22 protein-coding genes and 1 pseudogene are annotated in these 24,379 nt (G+C 64.9%); 10 read left to right on the plus strand and 13 right to left on the minus strand.

The window, feature by feature from the left end:
• Positions 1-137: 137 nt before the first annotated feature.
• The 8 genes from ACR65K_RS11700 to ACR65K_RS11735 form a co-directional block, all read right to left on the minus strand.
• Complete coding sequence (locus ACR65K_RS11700) at positions 138-1,196, minus strand: metallophosphoesterase family protein (protein ID WP_056335921.1); 1,059 nt, start codon at positions 1,194-1,196, stop codon at positions 138-140.
• Entirely contained in the window at positions 1,193-1,411 is a 219-nt protein-coding gene (locus ACR65K_RS11705) for a hypothetical protein (RefSeq protein WP_440152947.1), read from the minus strand. Before ACR65K_RS11705 ends, ACR65K_RS11700 begins: the two co-directional genes overlap by 4 nt.
• Positions 1,408-1,749 carry a hypothetical protein gene (locus ACR65K_RS11710; RefSeq protein ID WP_440152948.1) on the minus strand — a complete coding sequence of 114 codons (342 nt, stop codon included), beginning with the start codon at positions 1,747-1,749 and terminating at the stop codon, positions 1,408-1,410. The genes ACR65K_RS11705 and ACR65K_RS11710 overlap by 4 nt, the downstream gene beginning before the upstream one ends.
• Positions 1,746-3,524 (minus strand): glycosyltransferase, encoded by a 1,779-nt coding sequence (locus tag ACR65K_RS11715; protein WP_440152950.1) that lies wholly within the window; start codon positions 3,522-3,524, stop codon positions 1,746-1,748. The genes ACR65K_RS11710 and ACR65K_RS11715 overlap by 4 nt, the downstream gene beginning before the upstream one ends.
• Positions 3,521-4,807 (minus strand): MATE family efflux transporter, encoded by a 1,287-nt coding sequence (locus tag ACR65K_RS11720; RefSeq protein WP_440152951.1) that lies wholly within the window; start codon positions 4,805-4,807, stop codon positions 3,521-3,523. The genes ACR65K_RS11715 and ACR65K_RS11720 overlap by 4 nt, the downstream gene beginning before the upstream one ends.
• Positions 4,797-5,615, minus strand: coding sequence for a glycosyltransferase (locus tag ACR65K_RS11725; protein WP_440152952.1), 819 nt, complete (start codon positions 5,613-5,615; stop codon positions 4,797-4,799). The genes ACR65K_RS11720 and ACR65K_RS11725 overlap by 11 nt, the downstream gene beginning before the upstream one ends.
• Positions 5,616-5,626: 11 nt before the next feature.
• Entirely contained in the window at positions 5,627-6,718 is a 1,092-nt protein-coding gene (locus tag ACR65K_RS11730; protein WP_056335904.1) for a hypothetical protein, read from the minus strand.
• Between the two features lie 272 nt (positions 6,719-6,990).
• Positions 6,991-7,725, minus strand: a complete 735-nt coding sequence (locus ACR65K_RS11735) for a glycoside hydrolase family 16 protein (RefSeq protein ID WP_235565191.1) — start codon at positions 7,723-7,725, stop codon at positions 6,991-6,993.
• Positions 7,726-7,963: 238 nt separating this feature from the next.
• Between ACR65K_RS11735 and rpsF the strand changes: the two genes are divergently transcribed.
• From rpsF to ACR65K_RS11770, 7 genes and pseudogenes are all read left to right on the plus strand, one after another.
• Positions 7,964-8,269 carry a 30S ribosomal protein S6 gene (gene rpsF, locus ACR65K_RS11740; RefSeq protein WP_015939036.1) on the plus strand — a complete coding sequence of 102 codons (306 nt, stop codon included), beginning with the start codon at positions 7,964-7,966 and terminating at the stop codon, positions 8,267-8,269.
• Positions 8,270-8,342: 73 nt separating this feature from the next.
• Positions 8,343-8,918 (plus strand): single-stranded DNA-binding protein, encoded by a 576-nt coding sequence (locus tag ACR65K_RS11745; protein WP_056335900.1) that lies wholly within the window; start codon positions 8,343-8,345, stop codon positions 8,916-8,918.
• A 125-nt stretch (positions 8,919-9,043) separates the two neighbouring features.
• Positions 9,044-9,283, plus strand: a complete 240-nt coding sequence (rpsR, locus tag ACR65K_RS11750; protein ID WP_003800144.1) for a 30S ribosomal protein S18 — start codon at positions 9,044-9,046, stop codon at positions 9,281-9,283.
• A 17-nt stretch (positions 9,284-9,300) separates the two neighbouring features.
• Positions 9,301-9,753, plus strand: coding sequence for a 50S ribosomal protein L9 (gene rplI / locus ACR65K_RS11755; RefSeq protein WP_018769834.1), 453 nt, complete (start codon positions 9,301-9,303; stop codon positions 9,751-9,753).
• A gap of 78 nt (positions 9,754-9,831) precedes the next feature.
• A pseudogene (locus ACR65K_RS11760) lies at positions 9,832-10,559 on the plus strand (PhzF family phenazine biosynthesis protein).
• 103 nt (positions 10,560-10,662) lie between these two features.
• The gene (locus tag ACR65K_RS11765; RefSeq protein ID WP_440152956.1) at positions 10,663-11,289 is read left to right on the plus strand and encodes an FMN reductase; all 627 of its coding nucleotides are present in this window, start codon (positions 10,663-10,665) and stop codon (positions 11,287-11,289) included.
• 288 nt (positions 11,290-11,577) lie between these two features.
• Positions 11,578-12,879, plus strand: a complete 1,302-nt coding sequence (locus ACR65K_RS11770; protein WP_142118568.1) for a hypothetical protein — start codon at positions 11,578-11,580, stop codon at positions 12,877-12,879.
• Positions 12,880-12,998: 119 nt separating this feature from the next.
• On the opposite strand, the gene ACR65K_RS11775 is transcribed toward ACR65K_RS11770, so the two are convergent.
• Together ACR65K_RS11775 and ACR65K_RS11780 are read right to left on the minus strand one after the other, a co-directional pair.
• Positions 12,999-13,565 (minus strand): hypothetical protein, encoded by a 567-nt coding sequence (locus ACR65K_RS11775; RefSeq protein WP_440152957.1) that lies wholly within the window; start codon positions 13,563-13,565, stop codon positions 12,999-13,001.
• Positions 13,566-13,578: 13 nt separating this feature from the next.
• A complete protein-coding gene (locus ACR65K_RS11780; protein ID WP_056335886.1) occupies positions 13,579-13,884 on the minus strand; it encodes a hypothetical protein in 306 nt (101 codons plus the stop codon).
• A gap of 645 nt (positions 13,885-14,529) precedes the next feature.
• Between ACR65K_RS11780 and dnaB the strand changes: the two genes are divergently transcribed.
• Positions 14,530-15,912 carry a replicative DNA helicase gene (gene dnaB / locus ACR65K_RS11785; RefSeq protein ID WP_056335884.1) on the plus strand — a complete coding sequence of 461 codons (1,383 nt, stop codon included), beginning with the start codon at positions 14,530-14,532 and terminating at the stop codon, positions 15,910-15,912.
• Position 15,913: 1 nt separating this feature from the next.
• Here the strand turns inward: dnaB and ACR65K_RS11790 are convergent, their stop codons facing one another.
• From ACR65K_RS11790 to ACR65K_RS11800, 3 genes are all read right to left on the minus strand, one after another.
• Positions 15,914-16,885 carry an acyl-CoA thioesterase gene (locus ACR65K_RS11790; RefSeq protein WP_440152960.1) on the minus strand — a complete coding sequence of 324 codons (972 nt, stop codon included), beginning with the start codon at positions 16,883-16,885 and terminating at the stop codon, positions 15,914-15,916.
• Positions 16,886-16,985: 100 nt separating this feature from the next.
• Positions 16,986-21,311 (minus strand): rhamnogalacturonan lyase family protein, encoded by a 4,326-nt coding sequence (locus tag ACR65K_RS11795; protein WP_440152961.1) that lies wholly within the window; start codon positions 21,309-21,311, stop codon positions 16,986-16,988.
• A gap of 423 nt (positions 21,312-21,734) precedes the next feature.
• Positions 21,735-22,169 (minus strand): DoxX family protein, encoded by a 435-nt coding sequence (locus ACR65K_RS11800; protein ID WP_440152962.1) that lies wholly within the window; start codon positions 22,167-22,169, stop codon positions 21,735-21,737.
• A 134-nt stretch (positions 22,170-22,303) separates the two neighbouring features.
• On the opposite strand from ACR65K_RS11800, the gene ACR65K_RS11805 reads away from it, so the two are divergent.
• Together ACR65K_RS11805 and ACR65K_RS11810 are read left to right on the plus strand one after the other, a co-directional pair.
• Positions 22,304-23,629 (plus strand): MATE family efflux transporter, encoded by a 1,326-nt coding sequence (locus ACR65K_RS11805; protein WP_440153086.1) that lies wholly within the window; start codon positions 22,304-22,306, stop codon positions 23,627-23,629.
• A gap of 94 nt (positions 23,630-23,723) precedes the next feature.
• The gene (locus ACR65K_RS11810) at positions 23,724-24,314 is read left to right on the plus strand and encodes a hypothetical protein (protein ID WP_056335866.1); all 591 of its coding nucleotides are present in this window, start codon (positions 23,724-23,726) and stop codon (positions 24,312-24,314) included.
• Positions 24,315-24,379 lie beyond the last annotated feature (65 nt).

A 24,379-nucleotide genomic window follows, 5' to 3' on the forward strand; every position in this document is an offset into this window, starting at 1 on the left:
GCCAACAGGAAAGACCTCTTAGGTTGCTGCAAACCTAAGAGGTCTTTCCTATTGGGAGATCCATCAGTTCCCTGCGCCTGCCATCCCACGGCGCCATAAAGCAATCTGCCGCGCTGCAAAACTGCAAAGGTGGGGGGTCAGCGGCCGTCCGGGTTCCAGTACCGCAGCCCGCCGCTGGTGGTCCCGTCCCCGGCCACATCGATCAGCGCATAGGGGAAGGCCTGGCGGTCCAGGACATCCGGGCCCTGGCCACGGATGTCCGAGGACCAGGTGCCGGTGTTGATGTACCGGGTTGACGATGTTTCCAGCGCCGCTTCAAGCGCCCGGTGCGTGTGGGCGGAAATGTACCAGGCAACTGTGGAGGAGTGCGTGTCAAGAATTCCAGCCACCCGGGCTGCCGCAGCAGGAGCCTGCCCGCCCCTGGCATTACGTCCGGTGGCCGCAAGCACCATGCGGGTTGCGGTGAGCGGAAGCGCCTGCACCGTCCGGAACCGGGACAGGCGTGCCAGCTCGCGTACTGCCGTCCCATTGAGCCTGAGCCGCTGCGATTCGGTCTGCAGCAGCTCGTCGTATTCGGGGCGGCGGATACGGCGTTCCGCGCGCTCTGACGCCAGGCAGGCCCGGGCGACGGCGCCGGCACGGTTCAAGCGCGATCCCGTCGGTTGGGCGTGCCAGGCGGCCAGGGGTGGCAAGTCCAGCTCATCAGTGCCGTTGACTGCCGTGCGCAGCACCTCGGGTATCCGGTGCAGTGCGTGGTGCAGATGCCCGTGCTCGGCTACGAGTACGCCGGGGACGTAGAGGAGCCACGGGTGCACCCGGACCCGTGTGGGGTCGTCCGGCGCCAGCAGCGCGGACAGCCGCCCGGCCACGGCGGGCCGGGCCAGCTCCACGTCATGGTTCCCGCACACGAAGTGCAGCTGGACGCCACTCGCCGCGCACGCCTCCAGCGCCCGGAAGGTGTCCGGGTGCCGGGCGAGGATGGATTCAAGCCGGGCCAGGCTCTCATCCTCGTTCAACCCGGCGAGTTCGAAGGTGTCACCAACGAAGACCAGGTGCTGCTGCGGGCCTGGGGCTGCCGGCACCTGGCGGCGGATGAACTCAGGCAACACCCTGCCCGGGTGGCGGGGATCGTCGTCGCCCGCGTCCAGGTGGAGGTCGCTGAGAAGCAACCATCGCGCCGCGCGGCCCAGGCTCACGTAAGCAGTCCGAGGACGCGCGGCAGGAGGAGGAGCAGGAAGGCCGCCCACATGACACCAACGGCGATCCTGGTGTTCCTTGCCCGGTTTTGGACCGCAGGGCCGGTGGTTTGCCCGGTGTTTGGTCCGGTGTCTGGTCCAAGCCGCCGGACCTCGAGGGTTACGAGGGTAACGAGCAGCACGGCGGCTGCAAGCACTCCTGCCAGCTCCATCATGATGCAACCTCCTGCCGTGCCCGCGCCAGGCAGGCGAGGACAGTAATGACGGCCATTGCCACGACGCACGCCTGCCACGACCATACGGTGAGGTAGAACATGGCCGTGGACACCGCAGTGAGCGTGGCCAGGCCGAGTCCCAGGACGAGGAGCACGCCAAGCGCGGCGTCGGTGGTGGGGATAAGCCGGGCCAGCGCCTGGCCCGGGAGCAGGATGAGGACTCCTATCGCGGCGACCGTCTGCAGCGGTGTCGGCAACCCGATCAGCGTGACCAGGGACAGCACCACGGCCGCAATGCCCAGCGCCAGCGTAGGCCGGCTCAATTCTCGGAAGTTCATGGCTCCACCCTGTATACGCGTGCGTTGTTGTTGCTGTAGGCGAGCTCAACGCCGTCCTGGGCATCGAGCCAGGCTTCCAGCTCATCGAATCCGCCTGGGGTGGTCTGACCTTGGAGGACCAGGCTCGACTCCGCCGAACTCATGAGGAGCAGATAGCTGCCGGCAGCATTGTGCTTGGCGTAGTGGTAGACCACTGGCCCGCACGTTGCGGCGGACAAATCGGGTGGACAGAGGTCCTCAATGGTCCGGTAGCGGTGTCCGAGGTAGTCCGTGTTGCGCCAGGGTGTTGGATGGGCAGCCGAGATGATGGCCGAGCCAGGGGGCGCCATGCGGTCCAGGGTGGTGATGGCGGCTATCTCGTCGTCGGTGAACACGTCGTACTGAGCGTTGCCAAAGCGGCCGGTCACGGTCATCCCTGCAAGCACCAGGCAGGTGAGCATAAGGCCTCCCGCAACCCGGGAAGAGGGCCTGTATCCAATGTTCGTGGGAAGCAGGACCGAAGACGCCTGCAGCGCAACGAAGGGGAGCGCGAACAGCGATATGCGGATGAGCATCTCCCCTCCATAGGACTGCGCGGGAAAAAGGAAGACCGGGGTGACGGTGAGCAGGAGCACCCGGATGTCAAGACGCCGCCTGCGCCAGTCGCGCACCGTTCCTATTGCGGCGAGGGTCCACAGCAGGAGGGTGAGGGCTATCCGGACCTGCACCACCAGCACGTGGCCGGCAGTCCCGTTCGTCCGGTCGACGACATTCGCGTCAATGGCGGTCTGCAAGCCTGCGTCCGCCAGGGGCGGGTGTCCCACGAGGTACGTGCTTGCGGGAAAGACGAGCCAGAGCATCAGTACGACGCCGGCAATCAGGGGCAGCCTGCTGGGCAGGAGACGTCCGCTCAAGGTAAGGGCGGTGAGGGCGATAAGTACCATGAACGGCGTGAGTTGGTGGCTCGCAGAAATGACCACGATCAGCAGGAGGGTTGCGGCCAGGGCAGCCACCCGGTACCCCGGACGGGGCTCGGCCGGGTACCGGCCGCGCCACCACGCTGCGAGGTCGGCGCGCCGGAAGCCGCGGAAAGGCGGGGCCTTTGCGGCCAGCGGACCGAGGGCCAGCGCCACTACTACCAGGTAGAGGAAGAAGCCGAAAGCCTGGGGGGAAAGGTAGTCCTGGTCCTGCCAGTTGCCGAGGCAGAAGAGCCAGAGCACCAGCCAGCGCCGTCGCGGGTCGCTCGTGAGGCAGCGTGTCACCACGGCCACGCCCACGAGCCACAGACCCACATTAAATACCGGTGCCCAGAGTGCAAGGGTCACGGGATCGAGCCCGGCGGCCCCGAGCACGGTCGCCAGGAGGGCGAAGAAGCCCGGCCAGTTGAAGTACGCGTCGATGTTGGGGTCGATCGCCACATTGCGCGACAGGGCGTCCGCGATGCCGAGATGGCGGAACGCGACTTCACCCCGGGGTACGTCCGTCACGAAGACTGCGGCGCCGAAGAGAACGAGCACCAGTACCACCAGGAGCCACACCATGACCGGGCTGCGTGCGGGGCCTGCGGCATCCCCCCGCAGCGCCATGACGAAGGCGACGTTGAGGATCAGGACCCCCGCCCAGAACGGGAAGGGCAGCACGCCGACGAGCCCCACATCGCTGTTGACGGGCAGTACCACCGTGGAGGCGGCCCACGCTGCAAGTGCGAGCGATACGGCGCCTGCCACCGCGCACCAGATGTCGCGGGGTTTCCAGCGCGCCTGGGGGCGGATGGTCTCCTTGAGCGTGCTGGTCATGATGCCTCCTTTTTGGTGCGGCGGAGAATAGCTATAAGCCGGATTCCGATGATGACGGCCCCGACGGAGAGCACCACCAGCCACGCAAGGGCCATGGCGCTGGAGCCGTTGCCGGCGGCCAGCAGGGCTGAGGAGCATAGGGCCGCTCCGAGGATCACCCCGACCGCAATGGATTCTGTATAGAGGCCCAGAACCCGGCAAACGGAGTTGTAGGCCTGCAGCACTGCATATGCCACCACCCCGGCGGCCAGCAACCGCAGGGTGCTGGTGGAGGCATTGGCGTACCTGTCACCGAGCAGATGAAGCAGTGGATGGGCCAGGACGATGAGGACCATGGCAGCGAGGCCACCAAACAGAAGGGACCAACGGAAACTGGCCCAGGTGGTTGCCGCCAGACGGGCTGGTTCACGGACACCCTCGGAGAATTGGACGATGCCTATGAGCATTGGTGCGGTGTAGGCAGCCCAGGCCATCATCCAGGCGGGATACCAGTAAGCCGCCACCTCCGGTGACACCAGGTGCGCAAGCAGGAGTGGCAGCACCAGCCCGGGGGCGCGTTCGGTGAGGGTGAGGAGTTGGTTTGGAATTCCCATCTTCAGTAGCAAACGCCCGCGTGCAGGGTGCAGGGAGGGACGCGGCCGGTAGCCGACCAGTCTTCTCAACTGGATGGCTCCGATGATGCAGGAGGCGGCCGAGCCGAGAGTCCAGCAGGCCATCAGGACGTCGGCCGAAGCGCCGTGGGCCAGCCATGCCACCACTGCAGCGGCCCCAAGCGAGACTATGCCGCCCAGGGTGTACCTCAGCGTCGCACTGCTGCCGCGCCCCAGGGCTACGAGCGCCTGGTCCAGCACTGTACACATGGTTCCTGTGACGGCGGCGACGATGAATGTCATCCAGAAGAGGACGGACATCGGGGCCGTGTCCGGCGCCACGAACAACTCCAGCACGAGGTAGCCTAGGGCCAGCACGGTTCCTGCCACGCCCACGATGCCGAACGCTGCGTCCAGCACCCGCGCGGGCGGCTCCCCCCGTCCCACCGAGACGATGACAGCGGATCCGGTGCCCAGGACGGCAAGCTGGGTGCAAATCATCACCGCTGAAACCGCAGCAGTCGTAAGCCCCACCTCGCGGTCGAACGTCGCGTGCGCCGCTACCACCCAGAAGGCGAACCCCGTGCCCGTCTGGGCGGCCTTGGCCAGGACGAGTCCGAGCGAACTTCGCAGGGGGGAGTGCCGGACGACGGGAGGGGCATCCGTTGGAACGAGCTCACGTTCAGCCGTCACGACCTAAACCCCTCGCCATACCCGCATAGTTGTACCAGCAGAAGGCGATGTAATAACGCAGCCATTTCGGTTGGCCTGAGGCGAGGCTTAGTGCGCTGCCGCGGACTGCCGCGGCAGCGGGCAGGAGCGCCAGCCTGGCACCGCCCCAGCCATGCTTGCGGACCATCCGTCCAAGTCCCGTACCGTCCATGAGGAACTGGTCCAGTGCGAAGTCAAAGTCGTCTGCGGCAAACCTGTGTTCAACCATGACCCGCTGTGAGACCCCGGTCTTCATCCCTGACTGCCGCATCCGCCACCGCAGTTCGATGTCCTCGCCCGACTTGAATGCGTCGTCGAAGCCAAGGCCCAGCATCAGGTCCCGGTCAACGAGCGTCGCGACAAGTCCGAACCAGTTGCGGCTGCGTCCGGTGCGATGGTGGTGCGCCAGGGCCTGCCCCCAGTAACCGGGGCCGGCGACGCTCTCCAGGCCTGCCTGGAGAGCGTCGTATCCGTCCTCCACCAACTCAATGAGAAGGTCCGCGACCCCCGTGGCACCGAAGACCACGTCCGCATCCACGAGCAGGACCCAGCGGGTGCTGCTGCTTTGGACACCGAGGGTGCGGGCCCAGGGCAGGCCGCGCCCCTCGTCGCTGAGTACCCGGGCGCCGGCCGCACGGGCGATTTCGACAGTGCGGTCGGTGGACAACCCGTCCACCAGGATGATTTCGGCGACACCGGACTGGCGCAGGGCTTCCAGGCAGCGCGGAAGGAGTTGCTCCGCGTTGCGGGCCGGGACGACCGCGGTGACGTCTGCTGTACTGTAGCCCACGGTGTCCCCCTTTAGGCCTGCTCGTCGAGGATCGACGGAAGCAGCTCGTCCAGGTGCCGGACAATATCGTCCGATGCCTGGTCCGCCGAGTAGGCGGATGGGATTTGGAACAGGTGGCAGGGACGCCCGTCAAGGGCTTTACTCAAGACCAGCCCCTTCGCCGCAAAGTGCTCGCGCCATGGGACCACGGATGTGGCGGCCAGGCCGGTCACAACCCGCTGCGAGAAGCCGGCCATCTCGATGTGGAAGTTGCCGATCATGCGGTCCACCATCCAGTCCCGCGACCTCTCGACCACCCGGGAGCGTGAACCCTCGTAGCGCTCGACATAGATGGCTGCGGCCAGTGGTGCCGAGGTGGTCACTTTCCGGCCCGGGAACGCGGCCTCCGGGGTGACCATCCTGTGCTCGGGAGACCACCGCCGGGAGAAGTCTGCCAGGCGCGGATAGCGGATAACGAACGGGTGCACCACGGTGGTGAGGCGTCCGATGCTCCCGGAGAACCGTGAAGGTACAAGCGGCTTGCGCGCTCCTTCGAAAAGGTGCGGGTAGATTGCGCGGTGATGCGGCTTGATGAACATGGGCTTCGCGTAACCGAGCAGCGTCGCGTCCTCTGCGAGGAATGCCCAGTCGTCGCCCATGAACGACCACCCTTCACGCCGCATCAACTTGGCGGCGGTGCTCGTCTTGCCGGTGCCGCCGGCGGCGGGCAGCGCGATTGCGTGGCCCTTATAGGCCATGGTTGCGGCATGGATCATCGCCGCTCCCTTACCGATCATGGCGGCATCGAGAACCGGTACCACGGAAGTCAACAGTTCCCCCGGCCCGTGCACGCGCCACTGATCTGCATCCCTGACCACCTGTACCCGGTCAGCCTGGAATCGCACGCTGTTGTCGGTATACGCCAGCTCATGCTCGACCAAACCGGCATCGGGCATTGGTTCCGGCTGGTCGTCAACGATGATGTCGGGCTGCCGTTCGGTATCGGTGGCGAAACACGCCAACATGCTTTGAAGCTGCCTGGCCGTGGGGGCCATCGCGTCGACGCTGATCGTGACGCGGCCGTGAATGTCGAAGTGCAGTGCCTTCGCCCGCCTGGTGCTCATAGTCCTCCCCTGTCTGATTGGTGTCGGCCGAATTCAGCTCCGGCCCGGGCCAATCCACCCAGTGCCCGTAGACGGATTCGAAACCCCCGGCCGTGAAACGCCGCCGGCAGAATCGAGCGTAGGTGAGGCCGGGCAGGTAAACACCGGTAGTGAGTACTCGCCTTTTGTATCGCCTCCTACGTGGGGAAAGGCGTGCTTTCGGCAGGGCCGGGGGTGGAGGGGCAGCTCTGACTGCCGCATTACGTACGTTGGGGGTTTAGCCCCTTCAGGGGTCAGGTAGAGGGGGTACCCTGCGCATAAACGCGGACCCAGTCCACCCGCATCTCGCCGGGTCCGTTGGGAGTGCTGTCCGGAAACCAGTCCAGTTGCAGCGTCTGGTGCATTGAACCGGGAGGCTGGTGGGCGGGGTCGTTGTCTTCAAACCACTTCACCCCGTCGATGTAGCCAACGATGCCTTGGGGAGACCAATCAACTGCGTAGTTGTGGAACTCGTTGACGTCGAGGGCCTTGGCAATGGACGTCTTCGAGTTCGAACATCCGTAATGATGGAAGAAACTGATCCGGTTCCAGTCGCCCGTTGTCTCTGCGTAGTCGATTTCGCCGTCGCAAGGCCAATTTCCACTGTCCGGCCACAGGATCGACACCAGATGGTATTCATCGTCACCGGAACCGGCCGCGCGGACCTCCCAGCGGCCGTACTGCTGCAGGCCGAACCTGGCGCTGATCCCGGCGGTTGTCCCGTCCGGCGTTCCGGTGATGACCATTTTGGAACCATCCACCAATACCTGCCGGGGACTGCGAATGCCGTTCCCCGCGTGGCCGTCACTGTCGTACACGGACCACTTGGCGGCGTCCGGAGCCCCGGCGTAGTTGAACTCGTCGCCGGCAATCGGCATGCCCCAGTGCAGCTGTGCCGCGGCGGAGTCCGTCATGGGTTGGGCTGAAGTAGGCGAGCACCCGGACAGGAACAGGGCCGCCATGCCAAAGGCCATCAGGGGTCGACGCATACGTCAGATGATAGGCCTGGTTTTCCACATAGCCCATGGCACGGACTGCACGTGCTGCAACACGCCACTAACCTTGAGTCAAGCGCGAATCGCCTATCGGGTCCAAATGCACTAAGATATTGAAGTCTGTGCTGCGTCCTGCCTCCGTTCCGGAAGCGGGGCATCGCACGGAATCGCAAATGAACCTCCTGTTACGGAAATGCCGTAACCGCTTAGCCCAAAGGAGGTGGGTTCACATATGCGTCCTTACGAATTGATGGTAATCATCGACCCCGAGGTCGAAGAGCGTACCGTTGAGCCGTCGCTTCAGAAGTTCCTGAACGTCATCACCAACGATGGTGGAACCATCGAAAAGGTTGACATCTGGGGCCGTCGCCGTCTGGCCTACGACATCAAGAAGAAGTCCGAAGGTATCTACGCCGTGGTGAACTTCACCGCCAAGCCGGAAACCGCCAAGGAACTTGACCGCCAGCTGTCTCTTAACGAGACCATCATGCGCACCAAGATCACCCGCCCCGAAGAGCAGAAGGTTGTTGCTGAGTAATTCAGCACCTTTCTTCATTCTTTACCCCGCAGGACACGCACTCTTCACCCAGGATCGAACAAGGAGGCAGTAGATGGCAGGCGAGACCACCATTACGGTCATCGGTAACCTCACCAATGACCCGGAATTGCGGTTCACACCGTCCGGTTCGGCAGTAGCGAACTTCACCATCGCTTCCACCCCCCGTACCTTTGATCGCCAGTCCAACGAGTGGAAGGACGGGGAGACCCTGTTCCTCCGCGCCGCTGTGTGGCGTGAAGCAGCCGAGAACGTTGCCGAATCCCTGACCAAGGGTATGCGCGTCATCGTTACCGGCCGCTTGAAGAGCCGTTCCTACGAAACAAAAGAAGGCGAAAAGCGCACCGTCATCGAGCTTGAGGTCGACGAGATCGGCCCCAGCCTGCGCTACGCCAATGCCAAGGTCAACCGCACCCAGCGCTCAGGCGGACAGGGTGGGGGCGGCTTCGGCGGCGGCAACAGCGGCGGTGGCTTCGGCGGCGGCAACTCTGGTGGAAACCAGGGCGGCAACGCCGGCGGAGGCTGGGGCGGCGGCAACCAGCAGGCTGCACAGGACGACCCCTGGGCTACGCCCGGCGTCTCCAATGCAGGTGGCTGGGGCAACGGCCCCGATTCCGAACCTCCCTTCTAAAACCCAAACAACGGCCCGGCGCGGGGCTGCCGGGGTGCCGAAAGGCACCCAGGGTACTGCCGCCGTCGGACCACCACCATCCCGTGGATCAATATCCACGGGCTCCATAGAATAGGAGCTCCACGATGGCTAAGGCTGAACTCCGTAAGCCCAAACCAAAGTCCAACCCCTTGAAGGCCGCTGACATCACTGTCATCGACTACAAGGACGTAGCATTGCTGCGCAAGTTCATCTCCGACCGCGGAAAGATCCGCGCCCGTCGCGTCACTGGCGTCACGGTGCAGGAACAGCGCAAGATCGCCCAGGCAATCAAGAACGCCCGCGAAGTTGCTCTGCTGCCTTACTCCGGCGCTGGCCGCGGCTAAGGAAGGGATTAACTAACATGGCAAAGCTCATTTTGACCCACGAAGTAACCGGTCTCGGTGCTGCTGGCGATGTTGTCGAGGTCAAGGATGGTTACGCACGTAACTACCTGCTGCCCCGCAACTTCGCCCTGACCTGGTCGAAGGGTGGCGAGAAGCAGGTTGAGTCCATCAAGGCTGCCCGCGCCGCCCGCGAGCACGCTTCCTTGGAAGATGCTCAGAAGCAGGCCGCTGCACTGTCCGCAAAGCCGGTCAAGCTGGTCGTCAAGGCCGGCGAGTCCGGCCGCCTGTTCGGCACCGTCAAGCAGGGCGACGTTGCCGACGCTGTTGAGGCCGCCGGCCTCGGCAAGATCGACAAGCGCAAGGTTGAACTGCCCGCCCACATCAAGTCGGTTGGTTCCTACCAGGCCAACGTCCGCCTCCACGCTGACGTTGCTGCTGTGATCGAACTCGACGTGGTTGCAGGAAAGTAGTCCTCAACTGCATCAGAAGACCCCCGTCGCCGGTTCAGGCGGCGGGGGTCTTTCGTTGTCCGGTGGTAGCCTGCTCCGGTGAAACCGACACCGCGCAGCCGCCCCTTCCACCAAGTAGATGTCTTCGCCGGCCAGGCCTACCGCGGCAACCCGCTCGCCGTCGTGCTTGACGCCCAAGGGCTGGATACGGCAACAATGCAGCACTTCGCCAACTGGACCAACCTTTCGGAGACCACTTTCCTCCTGCCCCCCGAGGATCCCCTCGCGGATTACCGGGTCCGGATTTTCACCGGTACCGAGGAGTTCCCCTTCGCAGGCCATCCCACGCTGGGATCGGCGCACGCCTGGCTGCAGGCCGGGGGAGTACCCCAGTCGGACGGCCACCTGGTGCAGGAGTGCGCCGCCGGGCTGGTCCGGATAAAGCGCGACGGCGGGAGGCTGGCTTTCGCGGCACCGCCGCTGACACGTTCCGGCCCGGTGGATGCAGCCGTGCGCCGTCAGCTGGCCGAGGCGCTGCGGCTGCCCGCTTCGGCGTCATCGGGCCCCACGAGCCCGGCGCCGGTACCGACTTCGAAGTCCGCACCTTCCTCCCTGGTGATGCCATGGCGGAAGATCCGGTCACCGGCAGCTTCAACGCTGGTGCCGCCCAGTGGCTCATTGCAAGCGGCAGGGCGCCGGAGGAATACGTCGCCTCGCAGGGGACCGTCCTGGGCCGGTCCGGGCGCATCCACGTCAGTGCTGAGGGCGGGGACATCTGGGTGGGCGGTGATTCCACCACGTGCATCCGGGGGAGTGTCCTGCTCTGATCCAGTGGGCTGGAGTTGGTGTCCGGGAATAGTTCCCTGCCGCCGGCAGTTCAGGAGTGTAGATGCATATGCATGTATGCTGAACGAGAACCAGGAGAATGCCATGGAAACCCGCCGTATCACCGTCCTTTCCGCAGGACTGGGCGTACCTTCATCCAGCCGCTTGCTGGCTGACCAGCTTTCGGCCGTTGCCGAGCGGCAGCTCAGGGCAAGTGGTTACGAGGTGGCCGTGGACGTCGTCGAACTCCGGGACCTGGCCGTGGATATCGCCAACAACTTCGTCACCGGTTACGCCGCGCCACGCCTGGCGGAGGTCATTGCCGGCGTGGAGGCCGCGGACGGCATTATTGCCGTGACGCCGGTCTTCAGCGCCTCCTACAGTGGTCTCTTCAAATCCTTCATGGACGTCCTCGACCCAAAGTCGCTGGACGGCAAGGCAGTACTGTTGGGTGCAACAGGCGGCACCGACCGGCACCAGATGGTCCTGGACTACGCGCTGCGTCCGCTGTTCAGCTACCTCCGCACACGCATCGCTGCAACCGGCGTCTTCGCCGGACCGCAGGACTGGGGAACCGCCGAAGAGGGCGGGGCCTCACTCGCCGACCGGATCGAGCGGGCCGCCGCTGAGCTCGCGCGACTGCTCGAGGGGCCGCAGCCCGGCCGGAAGCCCGCCCCGCTGGAGTCCCTTCCGTTCGAGCAGCTGCTGGCCGGCATTTCCGGGGGCCGCTGACCGGCGGTCGGCCCCGCATCCTGCCGGGCCAGCGATGGAACTGACGTCACTCCCTGTGGAGACTCGGGGGTTAGGGGCTCGGGGCCGCAGGGTTTAGGGGGCGCGCCGGGGATTGTTTTTGGTGGCTCCACAGCCAACACTGAGCAATCTGGGGGTTGACTGATAATTCAACACCGGGGAGTGAAGTTGAGAGACCATCAAATATCCGACGGGGACGGGCACGATCACGCTGCCAGAGCTTCCTGGCCTTTTTGCAGAAGGGGACCTGCCAGTCCTGGGAGCGGCCGCTTGCGTCGATCCCGGCTGGGGTTGCCCGCACTGCTGACAGCGCTGCTGGTTGTGCTTGCTGGGCTGGTGGCACCCGTGGGCGCATCCGCGGCCACAGGTGACGTGGGAACGGAAGGCCCGTCGCACTCAGGAACGGGGACGCCGACCGGTACCAAGCGGCAAACAAATTCGTTGTGGTTCAACGACGGGATCTGGTGGGGGAACCTGTGGGATGCCGCCAGTTCCAGCTTCCGCATCTTCCGGTTCAATGCCTCGACAAAGTCGTGGACCAGTACGGGTGTGGTGACCGAGTCCCGGGCGAACACCCATCATGACGTGCTGTGGGACGGGAAGACGTTGTATGTCGCGAGCTTCCGGTTCGTCAACGACGGCCTGCCGGCCGAACCGAACTTCCCGACGACGATGCGGCGCTACAGCTACAACTCGAGCACCAAGTCGTACACGAGTCTGGGATCGACCCAAATCAACAACCAAAAAATCGAGACCATCTCCATTGATAAGGACTCCACAGGCCGTATCTGGGCCACCTGGCAGCAGGGGAACCGGATCTATATGAACGTCACTGGCACGGATGGTGCCACGTGGGGCACACCGTTCGCCCATCCGGCGTCATTGAGCAGTGTGTCCGTGGACGATAACTCGGCTGTGATCGCCTATAGCGGCAACAAGATCGGCGTGATGTGGAGCAGGCAGGTGGGGGACTCCACTGACGGCATGTACTGGAGCTACCACGTCGACGGAGCGTCCAAAACCACCTGGACCACGCCGGTTGCGGCGGTGAAGGGGCAGCGGAGCGGCGACGACCACATGAACCTGAAGTGGCTGGACGCTACGGCAGACAAGGTCTTTGCTGCAATCAAAACCTCGTACACATCATCGTCCCAGCCGCTGATTCAGCTGCTGTCATTGAATACGTCGACTTCAACCTGGACTGCAAGCACGATTGCCACCGTGGCTGAGTGCCCGAACAGGGTGATCGTCATGATCGACGAGGCCGCGCAAAAGGTGCGTACCTTCGCCACGTATCCAAAGCCGAGCGGCACCACGAACGCCGGTGTCTGCACCAGCTCGGGGGGCGCCATCTACGAGAAATCCACGCCACTGAACGACATCAAATTCACTACCACGAAGACCGCCCGTATCGTGGACGCCGACCAGTATGTGCATAACGTGACGTCCACGAAGCAGAACCTCAACAGTTCTGCGCGGGGCACGGCCAACAGCGGTCTACTGGTGCTCGCTGATGTGAACGCCACAAACCGGTACTGGTCCTATTACGATTCCACTGGCGGTGCCGGATAGGCAGGGTTGCAGTAAGCAAACAGGACGGCCGGGACTGTATCCGTGAGGATGCGGTCCCGGCCTCCTTTTGCATGCTGGCCTATGGACCGTAGGCGGCCCGGGCCTGCTTTGAAAGCGTCTCAGTCGTCCAGCAATGCGATGAACTCCCGGGCCTGCTTCAGGGAGATGTCAGAGTGCCTGGTTAGTGCAGTGGCTGCGGCTTCGGTGTCACCACTGCGGGCCAGGGTGCGGATCCTGCCGTAGATCTCGTCGTTAAGCATGTTGCTGCTCACTTCGCGGGTTACGTCCCCCTTGCTGGCGATCGCGCGGTAGCGATACGGAAACCGCTGTGGCTCGTCGTCGTCCTCCTCGGGCGCCTGCGCCGGCTCCGGGCTCCGGTAGGGCTGCGGGTGTGCCGCAAGGGCCCCTACAGCGTCGCGGGAGGCCCTCAGCCCCTCTCCGGTGACCTCGTAGTAGAGCTTGATGGCAGCCATGGCCTGGCCCTGCGCGATCAAGGCATACAGCCGGCGGTGTTCATCTTCGGACAGCCGGGCTGCAGCAGCACGGGCCAGTTCCTGCGGTGTGGCAACCGGCTGGGTGTGGGAGGAGGCGTGGGCTGCTTTGCGGCTGCGGGCGGCGCGGTAAGCGAGCGTGACCCCCGCGACCACGGCGAGCAGGATAAGGACCGGGACCACAAGCGATTCCATTTCATGAGCCGTTCTATGTACTTCCTGGCCCTCGCCAGGTGTTGTTGCCTGGCTGGCCATTCGCCCAGCCATGTTCCTGCTGTTGGATGTACTGCTGCCGGTTTTGGCTTGGGTGGGTGGCCGCCTCCAGCCGCGCGCGTGCGGCGGTGGCCGCTTCGACCTGGGCCGCGTAGTGCCGGGCAGAACGCTCAGCGAGTTCGCGCTGGTACTTTTCGGCCTCCGACGTCCCGCCATCGCGCGGCCGCAGGGCGGTGGCAATGCCCCACATAAGCGCCACCAAAACTATCGCCGGCAACAGGACCAGCAGTAGATCGCCCATATGTAGAGCTTATTCCAGATCGCAGTTATCCACAGCAATATTCACTGCTTCGCATACAGGGCCCGTAGCGGCAGGTCAAACGTCCGGCCGGGAATATGAGGAGCGACACGTGGCCGGCCAAACACTCCCCGGCCAGCGCCTTCCACCCTCTTTCCCCCAAGTGCCCCTCCGGGGCCTGTGGATGAAATTCCGTGGAAGAAATATTTACTCCACATGCTGGCGCGAGTGTTTCCGCAGGTCAGCGCGATGGAACGCCGCAAAAAAAGTTGATATCCACAGAGTTCCCCACAGACTGTGCACAAGGTATTCCCTGTAGTGCACAGGTTATCCACAGCATGTGCGGACTGCTGGCTTTGCCGCTGGGGCCGCGGCGGTTAGCGTAGCGGGGTACCTGTTCTCCACGGCCCAAACAGGGCGTTCCTGCCATGGTTTGGACCCCCGGCGGACCGCCTCCTACGCGTGTCTGTGGAAAAGCTGTGGATTGTGGGGATAACTCCGGGCCGGAGCGTGGCGTCCGGATTCGCCGGCGCTTGATTGTCAGGGCCTGCGGGTAGACCTGGACAGGTAGCGGGGCCGGTTATCGGCTGCCGCGAACAGGATGGATCGCCGGGCCGCCAGGCCCGGCACAAATGGAGGACGGCAGCTTTGTCAATCGCGCATCTGGACCCTGTCGAGGCAACCCGTGGATCGGACGCAAGCCGGAAGCCTCCGCAGGACATTGCTGCCGAACAGTCGGTCCTGGGCGGCATGATGCTGTCCAAGGATGCCATCGCCGACGTCGTTGAGATCCTCCGCGGGCAGGATTTCTACCGTCCGGCGCACGAGACCATTTATGAGGCCATCATCGACCTCTATGGCCGCGGGGAGCCTGCGGATGCGGTTACCGTGTCCGATGAGCTCACCAAGCGCGCGGAGATCAACAGGATCGGCGGCCCTGCCTACCTGCACGAACTGATCCAGACCGTCCCCACCGCAGCCAACGCCGGCTATTACGCGGAGATCGTGGCCGAACGGGCAGTCCTTCGCCGGCTGGTGAACGCCGGAACCAAGATCGTCCAGCTGGGCTACGGCTCGGACGGAGAGGTGGAGGACCTGGTCAACCAGGCGCAGGCGGAGGTTTACGCCGTCGCCGAGCGCCGCACCGCCGAGGACTACGTGGTTCTGAAGGACGTCATGGAGTCCACGGTGGACGAGATCGAGGCGTCCGGCCACCGCGGAGAGGGCATGACCGGCGTGCCAACGGGCTTCTACGAGCTCGACGAACTCACCCACGGGCTCCACCCGGGCCAGATGATCGTCATCGCGGCCCGCCCTGCTGTCGGTAAGTCGACGTTCGCCCTGGACTTTGCCCGCTCCGCGGCCATTAAGAACAATCTCTCCACGGTGATGTTCTCCCTGGAAATGGGCCGGAACGAGATCGCGATGCGCCTGCTGTCCGCCGAGGCCACCATTGGCCTCCAGGACCTCCGCAAGGGAACCATCAAGGACGAGCAGTGGTCCAAGATCGCCACCACCATGGGCCGCATGAATGATGCCCCCCTGTTCATTGACGACAGCCCCAATATGTCCCTGATGGAAATCCGGGCCAAGTGCCGCCGCCTGAAGCAGCAGCATGACCTCAAGCTGGTTATCCTGGACTATCTGCAGCTCATGAGCTCGGGAAAGAAGGTGGAGTCCCGCCAGCAGGAAGTCTCCGAGTTTTCGCGCGCACTAAAGCTGCTTGCGAAGGAACTCCAGGTCCCCGTGATCGCCCTGTCCCAGCTGAACCGTGGATCGGAACAGCGGCAGGACAAGCGGCCCATGGTGTCTGACCTCCGCGAGTCCGGATCCATCGAGCAGGACGCCGACATGGTCATCCTGCTCCACCGCGAAGACGTCTATGACAAGGAATCACCCCGTGCCGGGGAAGCGGACATCCTGGTGGCCAAGCACCGTAACGGTCCCACCAAGGACATCGTGGTGGCCTTCCAGGGTCACTATTCCCGCTTCGCCAACATGGCCGGCGACACCGGCGGTGGCGGCTTCTAGGTCAGCCCTGCGTGAGCAGGTGGTTCGGCAGGCGGTTGCCCGGCGCCGTTCCCCGGATCTCCAGGAGTTCGCGCGCATGGTCGTGCAGCCGTTTGTCTTCATCACTGACCGGCACCCAGGCGGGAACAGGCACGGAGTTGCCCTCGTCGTCGCGCGCCACCATCACGGTGAGGCAGTACGTGGTGAGGGCCAGTTCGCGGCCTTTCGGGTCGCCGGAACGGACGTGGACGGCGATGTGCATTCCCTTGGTTCCGGTGTAAACCAGCCGGGCCTCCACCTCCACCACGTGGCCGATCAGCAGCGGGCGGTAGAAGCGCACGCCGCCGGAGAAGACCGCCACGGTATCCATCCCGCAGTAGCGTGAGGCACACACGTACGCGGCCTCGTCGATCCATTTCATGACGATGCCGCCGTGAACCTTGCCGCCCCAGTTCACGTCGGTGGGGGCAGCCACGAACCTCAGCGTCACGCGTTCGGCGGTACCGGCGTCCGTATATTCCTGCCGGTTCATGGCTTCGACGATCTGTTCCCGGACCTTGATCCTGGCCAGCGCGTGGTCCCGTTGCTCTATCTCAGCCGGGGTGCTTGGTTCGAACTGCTGCACCGGGATGGGCTTGCCGTCCTCGCCGACAGCTACGAAGATCACCATGCATTGGCTGCGCATGGTGGCAGGGCCGCCCTTCGGGTCGCCGGAGGAAACCACGGTGTGGATATGCATGGAGGACCGGCCGGTGTAGACGATGGTGGCTTCCACCTCCACCATGTCGCCGCTGTTGACGGGATCGGCGAAGTGGATGTTTCCCACGTAGGCGGTCACGCAGTAGGACTTGGCCCAGCCCACCGCCGCAGCATAGGCGGCCTTGTCCACCCATTCGAGCACCGTCCCCGCGTCCACCGAGCCGCTGTGCCCCACGTCCATGGGTGCTGCGAGGAAGCGGAGGGTCACGGAGTTGGGACGGCCGGTCTCAGTCATGCTGCGATCTTACTGAGGGCCCGGGTTACCGGCCGGTTGGGCCCGAAACAAACTGCCCCGCCCGCCGAAACGGCGGACGGGGCAGCTGTGGGTGCAGGGCTTAGCGGCGGGTGTAAACGATGTCCGGCTGGGCCGGCAGTTCCATCCCCGCCCCGATGAAGAAGCCCGGGTGCGGCGGCTGGTTGTAGGCCACGTTTTCGCGGGCCACGGACTGCCGGTACACGGGATCGTGCATGAGGGTCCGGAGCCGGACGTCCGTGGAAGCGGTGGTGGTGTAGATGCGCAGCTCGGTGCTGTCCGCCGAGGGCCAGGCAATTTCCTCCCGCCAGTCGCCAAGGAGATCGGCCTGGATGGCAGGCGTTCCCTTGGTGCCGTTGTTGGACTTGGCACCCGTTGCGGTGAGCAACCGGTCGCTCGACTGGGTTTCCCAGTTCCACTTGGCGATGCTGGGTGTTCCGCTGTTGGTTGCTGCATCCCAGTCGTGGTCGACAATTTCGCGCAGCAGGTCGCCGTCCCACCACGCCAGGAAGTTGGCCGCGGGGATCTTTTCCGAGATCAGCTCACCCTTGACGGAGCGCATCTGCCCTACGGGGGAATTCCAGGCAGCGTCGCCGCCGATGGTCCAGCCCTCGGCGCCGGGATAGCGGGGGTCCACGTCTCCCATGGCACCACGGCCCGTGTCCTTGACGGCGGGGATGCTCCACAGCACCTCACCGGTCCTCGAATCCCGGAAGGTGGCACCCAGGTTTCCGCTGGCGCCCATTTCCTCGTGCACGGCGAAGGTCTCCAGCCCGGGACGGGCCGGATCGAAGTCGCTCGTGTGGATGGCGTCCCCGTGGCCCAGGCCGGTGCTGTAGAGGGGCTTGCCGTTGTCGTCGATGGTCATGGAACCGAAGACGAATTCGTCCTTGCCGTCAGCATCCACGTCCAGGACGGACATGTTGTGGTTGCCCTGGCCGCGGTACTGGGTACCGGCAACATCCGAATCGAAGGTCCAGCGCTTGCTGATCCTGCCGCCCACCAGGTCATAGGTGGCCAGCACGGTCCGGGTGTAGTAGCCGCGGCTGAACATCATGGAGGGGTGCTCGCCGTCAAGGTAGGCCACGGCGCCCAGGAACCGGTCCACCCGGTTTCCGTACGTATCGCCCCACGCGCCCACGTCTCCGCGGGGAGGATCGTAAGGCACGGTGTCCATGATGGTGCCGGTGGCCCCATGGAAGACCGTGAGGAACTCGGGTCCCGTGAGCACGTAGCCACTGCTGTTGCGGTAGTCAGCGCCGGCGTTTCCGATCACCGTTCCGGCCGCGTCACGCGTGCCGTCAGCCGTCTTCATGGCCACTTCGGCCTTGCCGTCGCCGTCGAAGTCGTAGGCGAGCAGCTGGGTGTAGTGGGCGCCGGCACGGATGTTGGGGCCCATGTTGATCCGCCAGAGCTTGGTGCCGTCCATCTTGTAGGCATCGACGTACACGGTTCCGGTGTAACCGGACTGCGAGTTGTCCTTGGAGTTGGACGGGGACCACATCTGGAGAATCTCGTAGGTCCCGTCGCCGTCCAGGTCCGCCACGCTGGCGTCCCCGGCGGAGTAGGTGTAGGGCTGTCCGTCCTTTGTGTAGTCGTCCGCCGGTTTGTCGAGCTTAACGGCCAGGTAGTTCCGGGACATTGGCTGGAACTCTGCGGTCAGCTGATCCCCGCCGTTGCCCACGGCCTTGATGACGTACGTGGAGGAAGCCGTTCCTGCCGGGTCCAGGAAGGTGGTGCTGTCCCGGATCGGCTCGTCGGTGAGCTGGACGCCGTCGCGGATGACGTGGAAGCCCACCTGCTCCGGGTCCAGGCCCAGCATGCGCCAGCCCACCCGCACGCCGTCGCCGGTGAGCAGGGCCACCGGTGCACGGTCCAGGTTCTCCATTTGCCGGTTCACCACGGTGACCTTCTCCGTGCCCACCACGGGGGAGGGTGCAGATTCGCCGCCCTTGTTCACTGCGGTGACGCGGTAGTAGTAGCGGATGGTGGTCAGGACGGTGAAGTCCGTGAAATTGACCTCAGTGGCGCGGCCTGCGTACTCAAAGGGGCCGTCCGGGGAGGTGGAGCGGTACACCTGGTAGGCCGCGGCATCCTTGATTTTTTGCCATTTCAGGGTGACGCTCGTCTTTTCCACGGCTTTGACATCCACCTTGCCGGGGGCTGCGGGCGCCGGGGTGGCGGGATCCACCAGGGCGGTTTCCAGCGTGTTGGAGGGAACCGATTCCAGGCCGGTGTTGTCGACGGCGGTGACGAAGTACTTGTAGTTCAGCCCTGCAAATGCGGTGGTGTCCCGGTATGCCGCGTCCTTCACGCCGGACGCGATGACCTGGGGTTCGGTCTCGAAGGATGCCTGCCGGAAGACCTTGTAGGAATTCACGTCAGGCACCGCGTCCCAGGCCAGGTCCACGGTGGGCGGTTCGGCTGCTGCATTGACGGCGGTGGTGTGCAGGTTGGTGGGCCCCACCAGCAGCGGGGTCACCTCCAGCCCGTTCAACCGCTGGCCGGAACCGCTGATGGTGAGGTTCAGTTGGCCGTCGGTGACCAGGACCTGGTTGATGATCTTGGTGGCGGAGGAAGCCTTGCTGGAGGACACCTGTCCGAACGGGGTGCCTTCGGCGGCCACGTCGGTCCTGGTGGAGCCGATCCAGTCGCTGTGGTAGGTCTTGAGCGCGTAGGTGCCGTTGGGTACGTCAAGCTGGAATTCGAAGCTGGACCCACTGAGTACGAAGTCGCGCAGGAGGTTGCTGGTGACGGCGCCCCGGTCCCGGTCGCTGAGCACGGAGATGTCCTTGAATCCGAATCCACGCCCGGGTGTGTAGGGCATGGTCCGGTTGACCTCGGTGTAGCCGGGCTCCACCGGCGCTCCGGCCGGACCGAAGTCAAACTTGTACTTGGCCAGCTTTGTGGTGACTGCCAGTGGTGAGCTGGGCTCGGAGAGGCCCTTGCCGTTCATGGCCGCCACCCGGATGCTGTACGCCGTTCCCTCAGCAAGGCCTGCGAGGTTGGCGGTGGCTACCGTCGCCGTCGTGGTGAGTTTGTATTCGCTGTCCGGTTCGGCTGCCAGCTTCCGGTACACCTTGTAGATGTCCGCGCCGTCAACCGGCTGCCACTTCAAGAGCGCGCCGGCGTTCGAGATGCTGCCCGCCACCAGACCCTGCGGCTGTGCGGGAACGGACGACGGCGGCGCGATTTCCTTGGCGCGCGCAGCAAGGGGAAGGTTGAGCTGCTTCACCCCGTTGGCCACCAGGCGGGCGATCTGGATGGCGCCGTACTCCTGGAAGTGCGTGTTGTCCACGGTTCCGGTGGGCCGGTTGGGGTAGATCCCGGCGTCCACATGAAGGAACACAGACTTGGTGTCCTCGGGTCCAATGGCGTCGTAGTAGGCACGGCTGGAAGCGGAGAGATCCACCAGGGCCACGCTCTCTTCGGCTGCCAGCTCCTGCATCTTTGCGACGTATTCCGGGAAGCTGACGTTGAACTTGCCGGTGGCTTCGTCGTAATCGCGCCGGCCCACAGGGGTGACCAGGATGGGGACCGCGCCGCGCTGGCGCGCCCCGTGGACATAGGTCCGCAGGTATTCCTTGTAGTCCGCGGGGGAGGCGTAGCGGTCATCCACTCCGATGGTGGCGTCGTTGTGGCCGAACTGCACCATCAGGTAATCCCCGGGGTTGATGACCCGAAGGATCTCGTCCAGCCTGCCCTGGCTGATGAAGTTCTTGGAGCTCCGGCCGCCGATGGCATGGTTCCGGAACGTCACCGCACTGTCGAAGTAGCGGTCAATCATTTGTCCCCAGCCTGCCTGCGGGACGTACCCGGCATCGTAGGTCTGGACTGTGGAGTCTCCGGCAAGGTAGACGCCGGGGTCAGTGGTAGCCGTGCGGGGGGCCCGCGCAGCGATGACCAGTGAATTGATCTTGGCGGCAGTACCGCTGAAGTCCAGGTTGAGTTGTCCGTCCACCAGGGAGATGGGGAATTCCATCTCCAGGTATTGGCCTGCAGGCTTGTCCGTGGCCTGGACTTTGGCGATTTTCTCCGCGGTAATGGCGATGTTTGTCGCTTCCGTGGCGTCGCCGGCGATGAGCTTTACCGTGTAGTCGCCATTGGGCAGGTCAAGCAGGAAGGTACTGCCCTGGGCCTGGACGAAGTCGGACCGGAGGGCATCACCCGTCCCGCGGTCAGCGCCGGAGGTGACGGTGGTGTCCGTAAAACCGAATTTTGCTGCCGCCGAATACTGCGCGCCGGCATCCACGGCTGTATACCCCTCGGCGGTTGCGCCGGGGCCAAAGTCGAACTTGAATCCACTTCCCACGGGAGGCAGTGCAGTCTCGGCGTGGACCACGGGCAGGCCGGTGAAGGCCAGGGCGGCTGACGCTGCTGTGGCCGTCAGCGCACGTACGGCGGACATGGCGGGGCGTCTGCGGGATGGCGGCCCTTCCGGGGGCCGGGGGATCGCTTGCGGGGGTTTGTTCACTGACATCTCCTTCGATGAGCGGCAAAGCGGTTCCCAGGGAGCGGTATTGGAACGATTCAAGTACGCGCCAGCGTTCCAGTTGGATCAAAGCGCGGGGAATGAGGTTCCGGGGAAATACCCGTTGTGGATAACTGAGACCTGGGTGCGGGTGATGCAGCTCTCGCTGCAACAACTTATGGTTTACCAGCCCTCACACCGCCTTAGCAAGCGTTTTCCCAACTTTCCCGACGGGTCCCGAATGTTCTGTCGGAGATGGGCCGGCGCGTCCGGAGGGCCTTGGGGCAGCGCCTTAAATGCCCGACGGCGGCCGGGCACCTTGGTGTCCAGCCGACGTCGGACGCTTTGGGGCAGGTGTTCCTAGGCCAGGACGGCCAGCCGGGAATTGCCGCGGCCGAAGAGGGCGCGGTCCAGGGAAAGCCGGCCGGCGCCGGTGAGTGCCAGGGCGAATGCGGCCGCCGCCAGGAGTAGGACGAGTTCGTAGCCGCCGTTGGCGGCAAAGACGCCGGCGGGAGCGTGCACCAGGAAGAGGGCGCCCAGCATGTCCAGGGCGAGGAGGGCGGCCACCATCCGGGTGAGGATCCCCAGGATGAGGGCAATGCCGCCCGCGAGTTCCAGTACGGCGATGGCGGGTGCCATGACCTCCGCTGCCGGTACGCCCATCTTGGCGAACGATGCCTGGGTGCCGGCGATGGTCCATTCATTGAACTTCTGCCATCCGTGGGCTGCGAACAGGAAGCCGAGGATGATGCGCAGGGTGGCGAGGGCGGTGGTGGTGAGTCGTGACTGGTTCATGGATACCACCCTCCCAAGCTAATAGTTGAACTGTCAACTAATTGTGACGGACTGTGGCCTTTCTCATGCCGGGCCTCACTGTCTCCGGTCACCATTAAGCTGGCACCGTGCCCCAACAACCCGCTCCCGCCGCCGTGACCGGCACCCAGGGCCATGCCCGCGAGATTCTCCGCCTTGCCGTCCCGGCCTTCGGCGCGCTGGTGGCTGAACCACTCTTCCTGCTGGCGGACTCCGCCATCGTGGGGCACCTTGGTGTTGCCCAGCTCGCAGGTGTGGGGCTGGCATCCGCGGTGCTGCAGACCGCCGTCGGACTCATGGTCTTCCTGGCCTACTCCACCACGCCCGCCGTGGCCCGCGCCATTGGTGACGGGCAGTTGGGCAAAGCCCTTGCGGCAGGGCGCGACGGCGTCTGGCTGGCATTGCTCCTCGGCGTGCTCCTCGCCGTGGCGGGCTTCGCGGCGGCCGAGCCGCTGATCGACCTGATGGGCGCCGAGGGAAGCGTCCGGACCTTTGCCATCGACTACTTCCGCTGGTCCATGCCCGGATTGGTGGCAATGCTCCTGATCTTCGCGGGCACCGGCGTGCTCCGCGGACTGCAGGATACCCGCACGCCGCTGGTGGTGGCCACGGCAGGATTCGCTGTCAATATCCTCCTGAATCTGTGGCTTGTGTACGGCCTGGGAATGTCCGTGGTGGGCTCGGCGGTGGGGACCAGCCTGGCACAGTGGGCCATGGCGGGTGTCTACGTGGTGATGGTGCGGCGCAGCGCCGTCCGGCATGGCGTCAGCCTGCTTCCCAACTGGCGCGGGATCCGCAGCACGACGCGGGTGGGATCCTGGCTGATGCTGCGCACGCTCAGCCTGCGCGCCGCCATCCTGGCCACGGTGCTGGTGGTGACGGCCCAAGGCGAGGTCAACCTTGCCGCCCACCAGTTGGCCATGACCATCTTTTCCTTCCTGGCGTTCGCCCTGGATGCCCTGGCGATCGCTGCGCAGGCTCTCATTGGCAAGGAGCTTGGTGCGTCCAATGCGGACAGGGCCCGGCTGCTGACCCGGACGATGATCCGCTGGGGTGCGGGCTTCGGCGTGGTGACGGGCCTGCTGTTGGCAGCGGCCGCCCCGTGGGCCGGAGTGCTGTTCACCACGGATCCCGAAGTGCAGCAGGTGCTCACCATTGCCCTCTGGATCCTGGCGGCCGGGCAGCCGATCGCCGGCTACGTGTTTGTTTTGGATGGTGTGCTGATCGGCGCGGGGGACGCCCGGTACCTCGCCTTGGCGGGGCTGGTGAACCTTGCGGTCTACGCGCCGCTCCTGGCAGGGGTTGCGCTGTCGGGTGCTGCCGGCAGCGCCGGGCTCGCGTGGCTTTGGGTGGCCTTCGCGCTGGGGTACATGGCGGCGCGTGCCGTGACCCTTGGCCTGCGTGCCCGGTCGGACCGCTGGATGGTGCTGGGCTCTGCCTGACAGTGAGGTTCTGCCCTGGGGCGTGGCGCAGCATGACGATCCGGCGGGACGCAGCCCGGTTAGATCTTCGAGCTGCCGCCACTAAACTGGACCGGTGACGCAACCATCCACCCCCGCGGGCGCTGCTCCCGGAACCACGCCCCGTAACTACCTCTGGAAGCCGGTCCTGCTCCGCGCCGCCGTCGCCCTGGTGTTTGGTGCCATTACCGTCTTCTGGACGTCACCGTCCGTGGAGGTCATGGGCTGGGCCGGTGGACTCTACCTCCTGGCGTCCGGCCTGCTCTCCCTGCGGACCGTCCCTGCAGCCGGCTTCGCGCAGAATTCGGCGCCCGGCAAGCTGCTGTCCGCCGGCGCAGCCGTCCTGGCGGGCGCCGGTTTTGCCGTGCTCCTCCTGCACAGTGACCTGCTGTTCGGTGTGATCGCAGCCCTGGGCCTGGGCGTGGCCGGCATTCTCGAGCTTGCCTGCGGCCTGCAGTACAGGGGGCGCCATGATCTTGCCCGCGACTGGATCGCGTCCGGCGCGATCGGGATCGGAACTGCAGTGCTGTTGCCCTTCTTCATCAACCTGGGCGCCCATGCACTGCTGGGCGTGGCCGGTGGAGGCGCCATTATTTCCGGCGTCCTGTGGGTACTTTCCGGACTGACGCTGCGGCACGATGCCCGTGCCGGCGCGGGGAAGCCGTAAACTAGGAGGAGCGCCCTTCTACTTTCTGTAGAAAATCCGGCGCAGCACCGCAATTCGTAAACCAG

This window comes from Arthrobacter sp. SAFR-179 (genome assembly GCF_059414945.1).

Coding starts and splice junctions, on each gene's coding strand:
- ACR65K_RS11800 (WP_440152962.1), bottom strand. CDS start 22,169: ATGAACCAGTCACGACTCACCACCACCGCCCTCGCCACCCTGCGCATC.
- ACR65K_RS11765 (WP_440152956.1), top strand. CDS start 10,663: ATGGAAACCCGCCGTATCACCGTCCTTTCCGCAGGACTGGGCGTACCT.
- rplI (WP_018769834.1), top strand. CDS start 9,301: ATGGCAAAGCTCATTTTGACCCACGAAGTAACCGGTCTCGGTGCTGCT.
- ACR65K_RS11795 (WP_440152961.1), bottom strand. CDS start 21,311: ATGTCCGCCGTACGTGCGCTGACGGCCACAGCAGCGTCAGCCGCCCTG.
- ACR65K_RS11790 (WP_440152960.1), bottom strand. CDS start 16,885: ATGACTGAGACCGGCCGTCCCAACTCCGTGACCCTCCGCTTCCTCGCA.
- rpsR (WP_003800144.1), top strand. CDS start 9,044: ATGGCTAAGGCTGAACTCCGTAAGCCCAAACCAAAGTCCAACCCCTTG.
- ACR65K_RS11775 (WP_440152957.1), bottom strand. CDS start 13,565: ATGGAATCGCTTGTGGTCCCGGTCCTTATCCTGCTCGCCGTGGTCGCG.
- ACR65K_RS11730 (WP_056335904.1), bottom strand. CDS start 6,718: ATGAGCACCAGGCGGGCGAAGGCACTGCACTTCGACATTCACGGCCGC.
- rpsF (WP_015939036.1), top strand. CDS start 7,964: ATGCGTCCTTACGAATTGATGGTAATCATCGACCCCGAGGTCGAAGAG.
- ACR65K_RS11705 (WP_440152947.1), bottom strand. CDS start 1,411: ATGATGGAGCTGGCAGGAGTGCTTGCAGCCGCCGTGCTGCTCGTTACC.
- ACR65K_RS11710 (WP_440152948.1), bottom strand. CDS start 1,749: ATGAACTTCCGAGAATTGAGCCGGCCTACGCTGGCGCTGGGCATTGCG.
- ACR65K_RS11745 (WP_056335900.1), top strand. CDS start 8,343: ATGGCAGGCGAGACCACCATTACGGTCATCGGTAACCTCACCAATGAC.
- ACR65K_RS11735 (WP_235565191.1), bottom strand. CDS start 7,725: ATGCGTCGACCCCTGATGGCCTTTGGCATGGCGGCCCTGTTCCTGTCC.
- ACR65K_RS11715 (WP_440152950.1), bottom strand. CDS start 3,524: ATGACCAGCACGCTCAAGGAGACCATCCGCCCCCAGGCGCGCTGGAAA.
- ACR65K_RS11780 (WP_056335886.1), bottom strand. CDS start 13,884: ATGGGCGATCTACTGCTGGTCCTGTTGCCGGCGATAGTTTTGGTGGCG.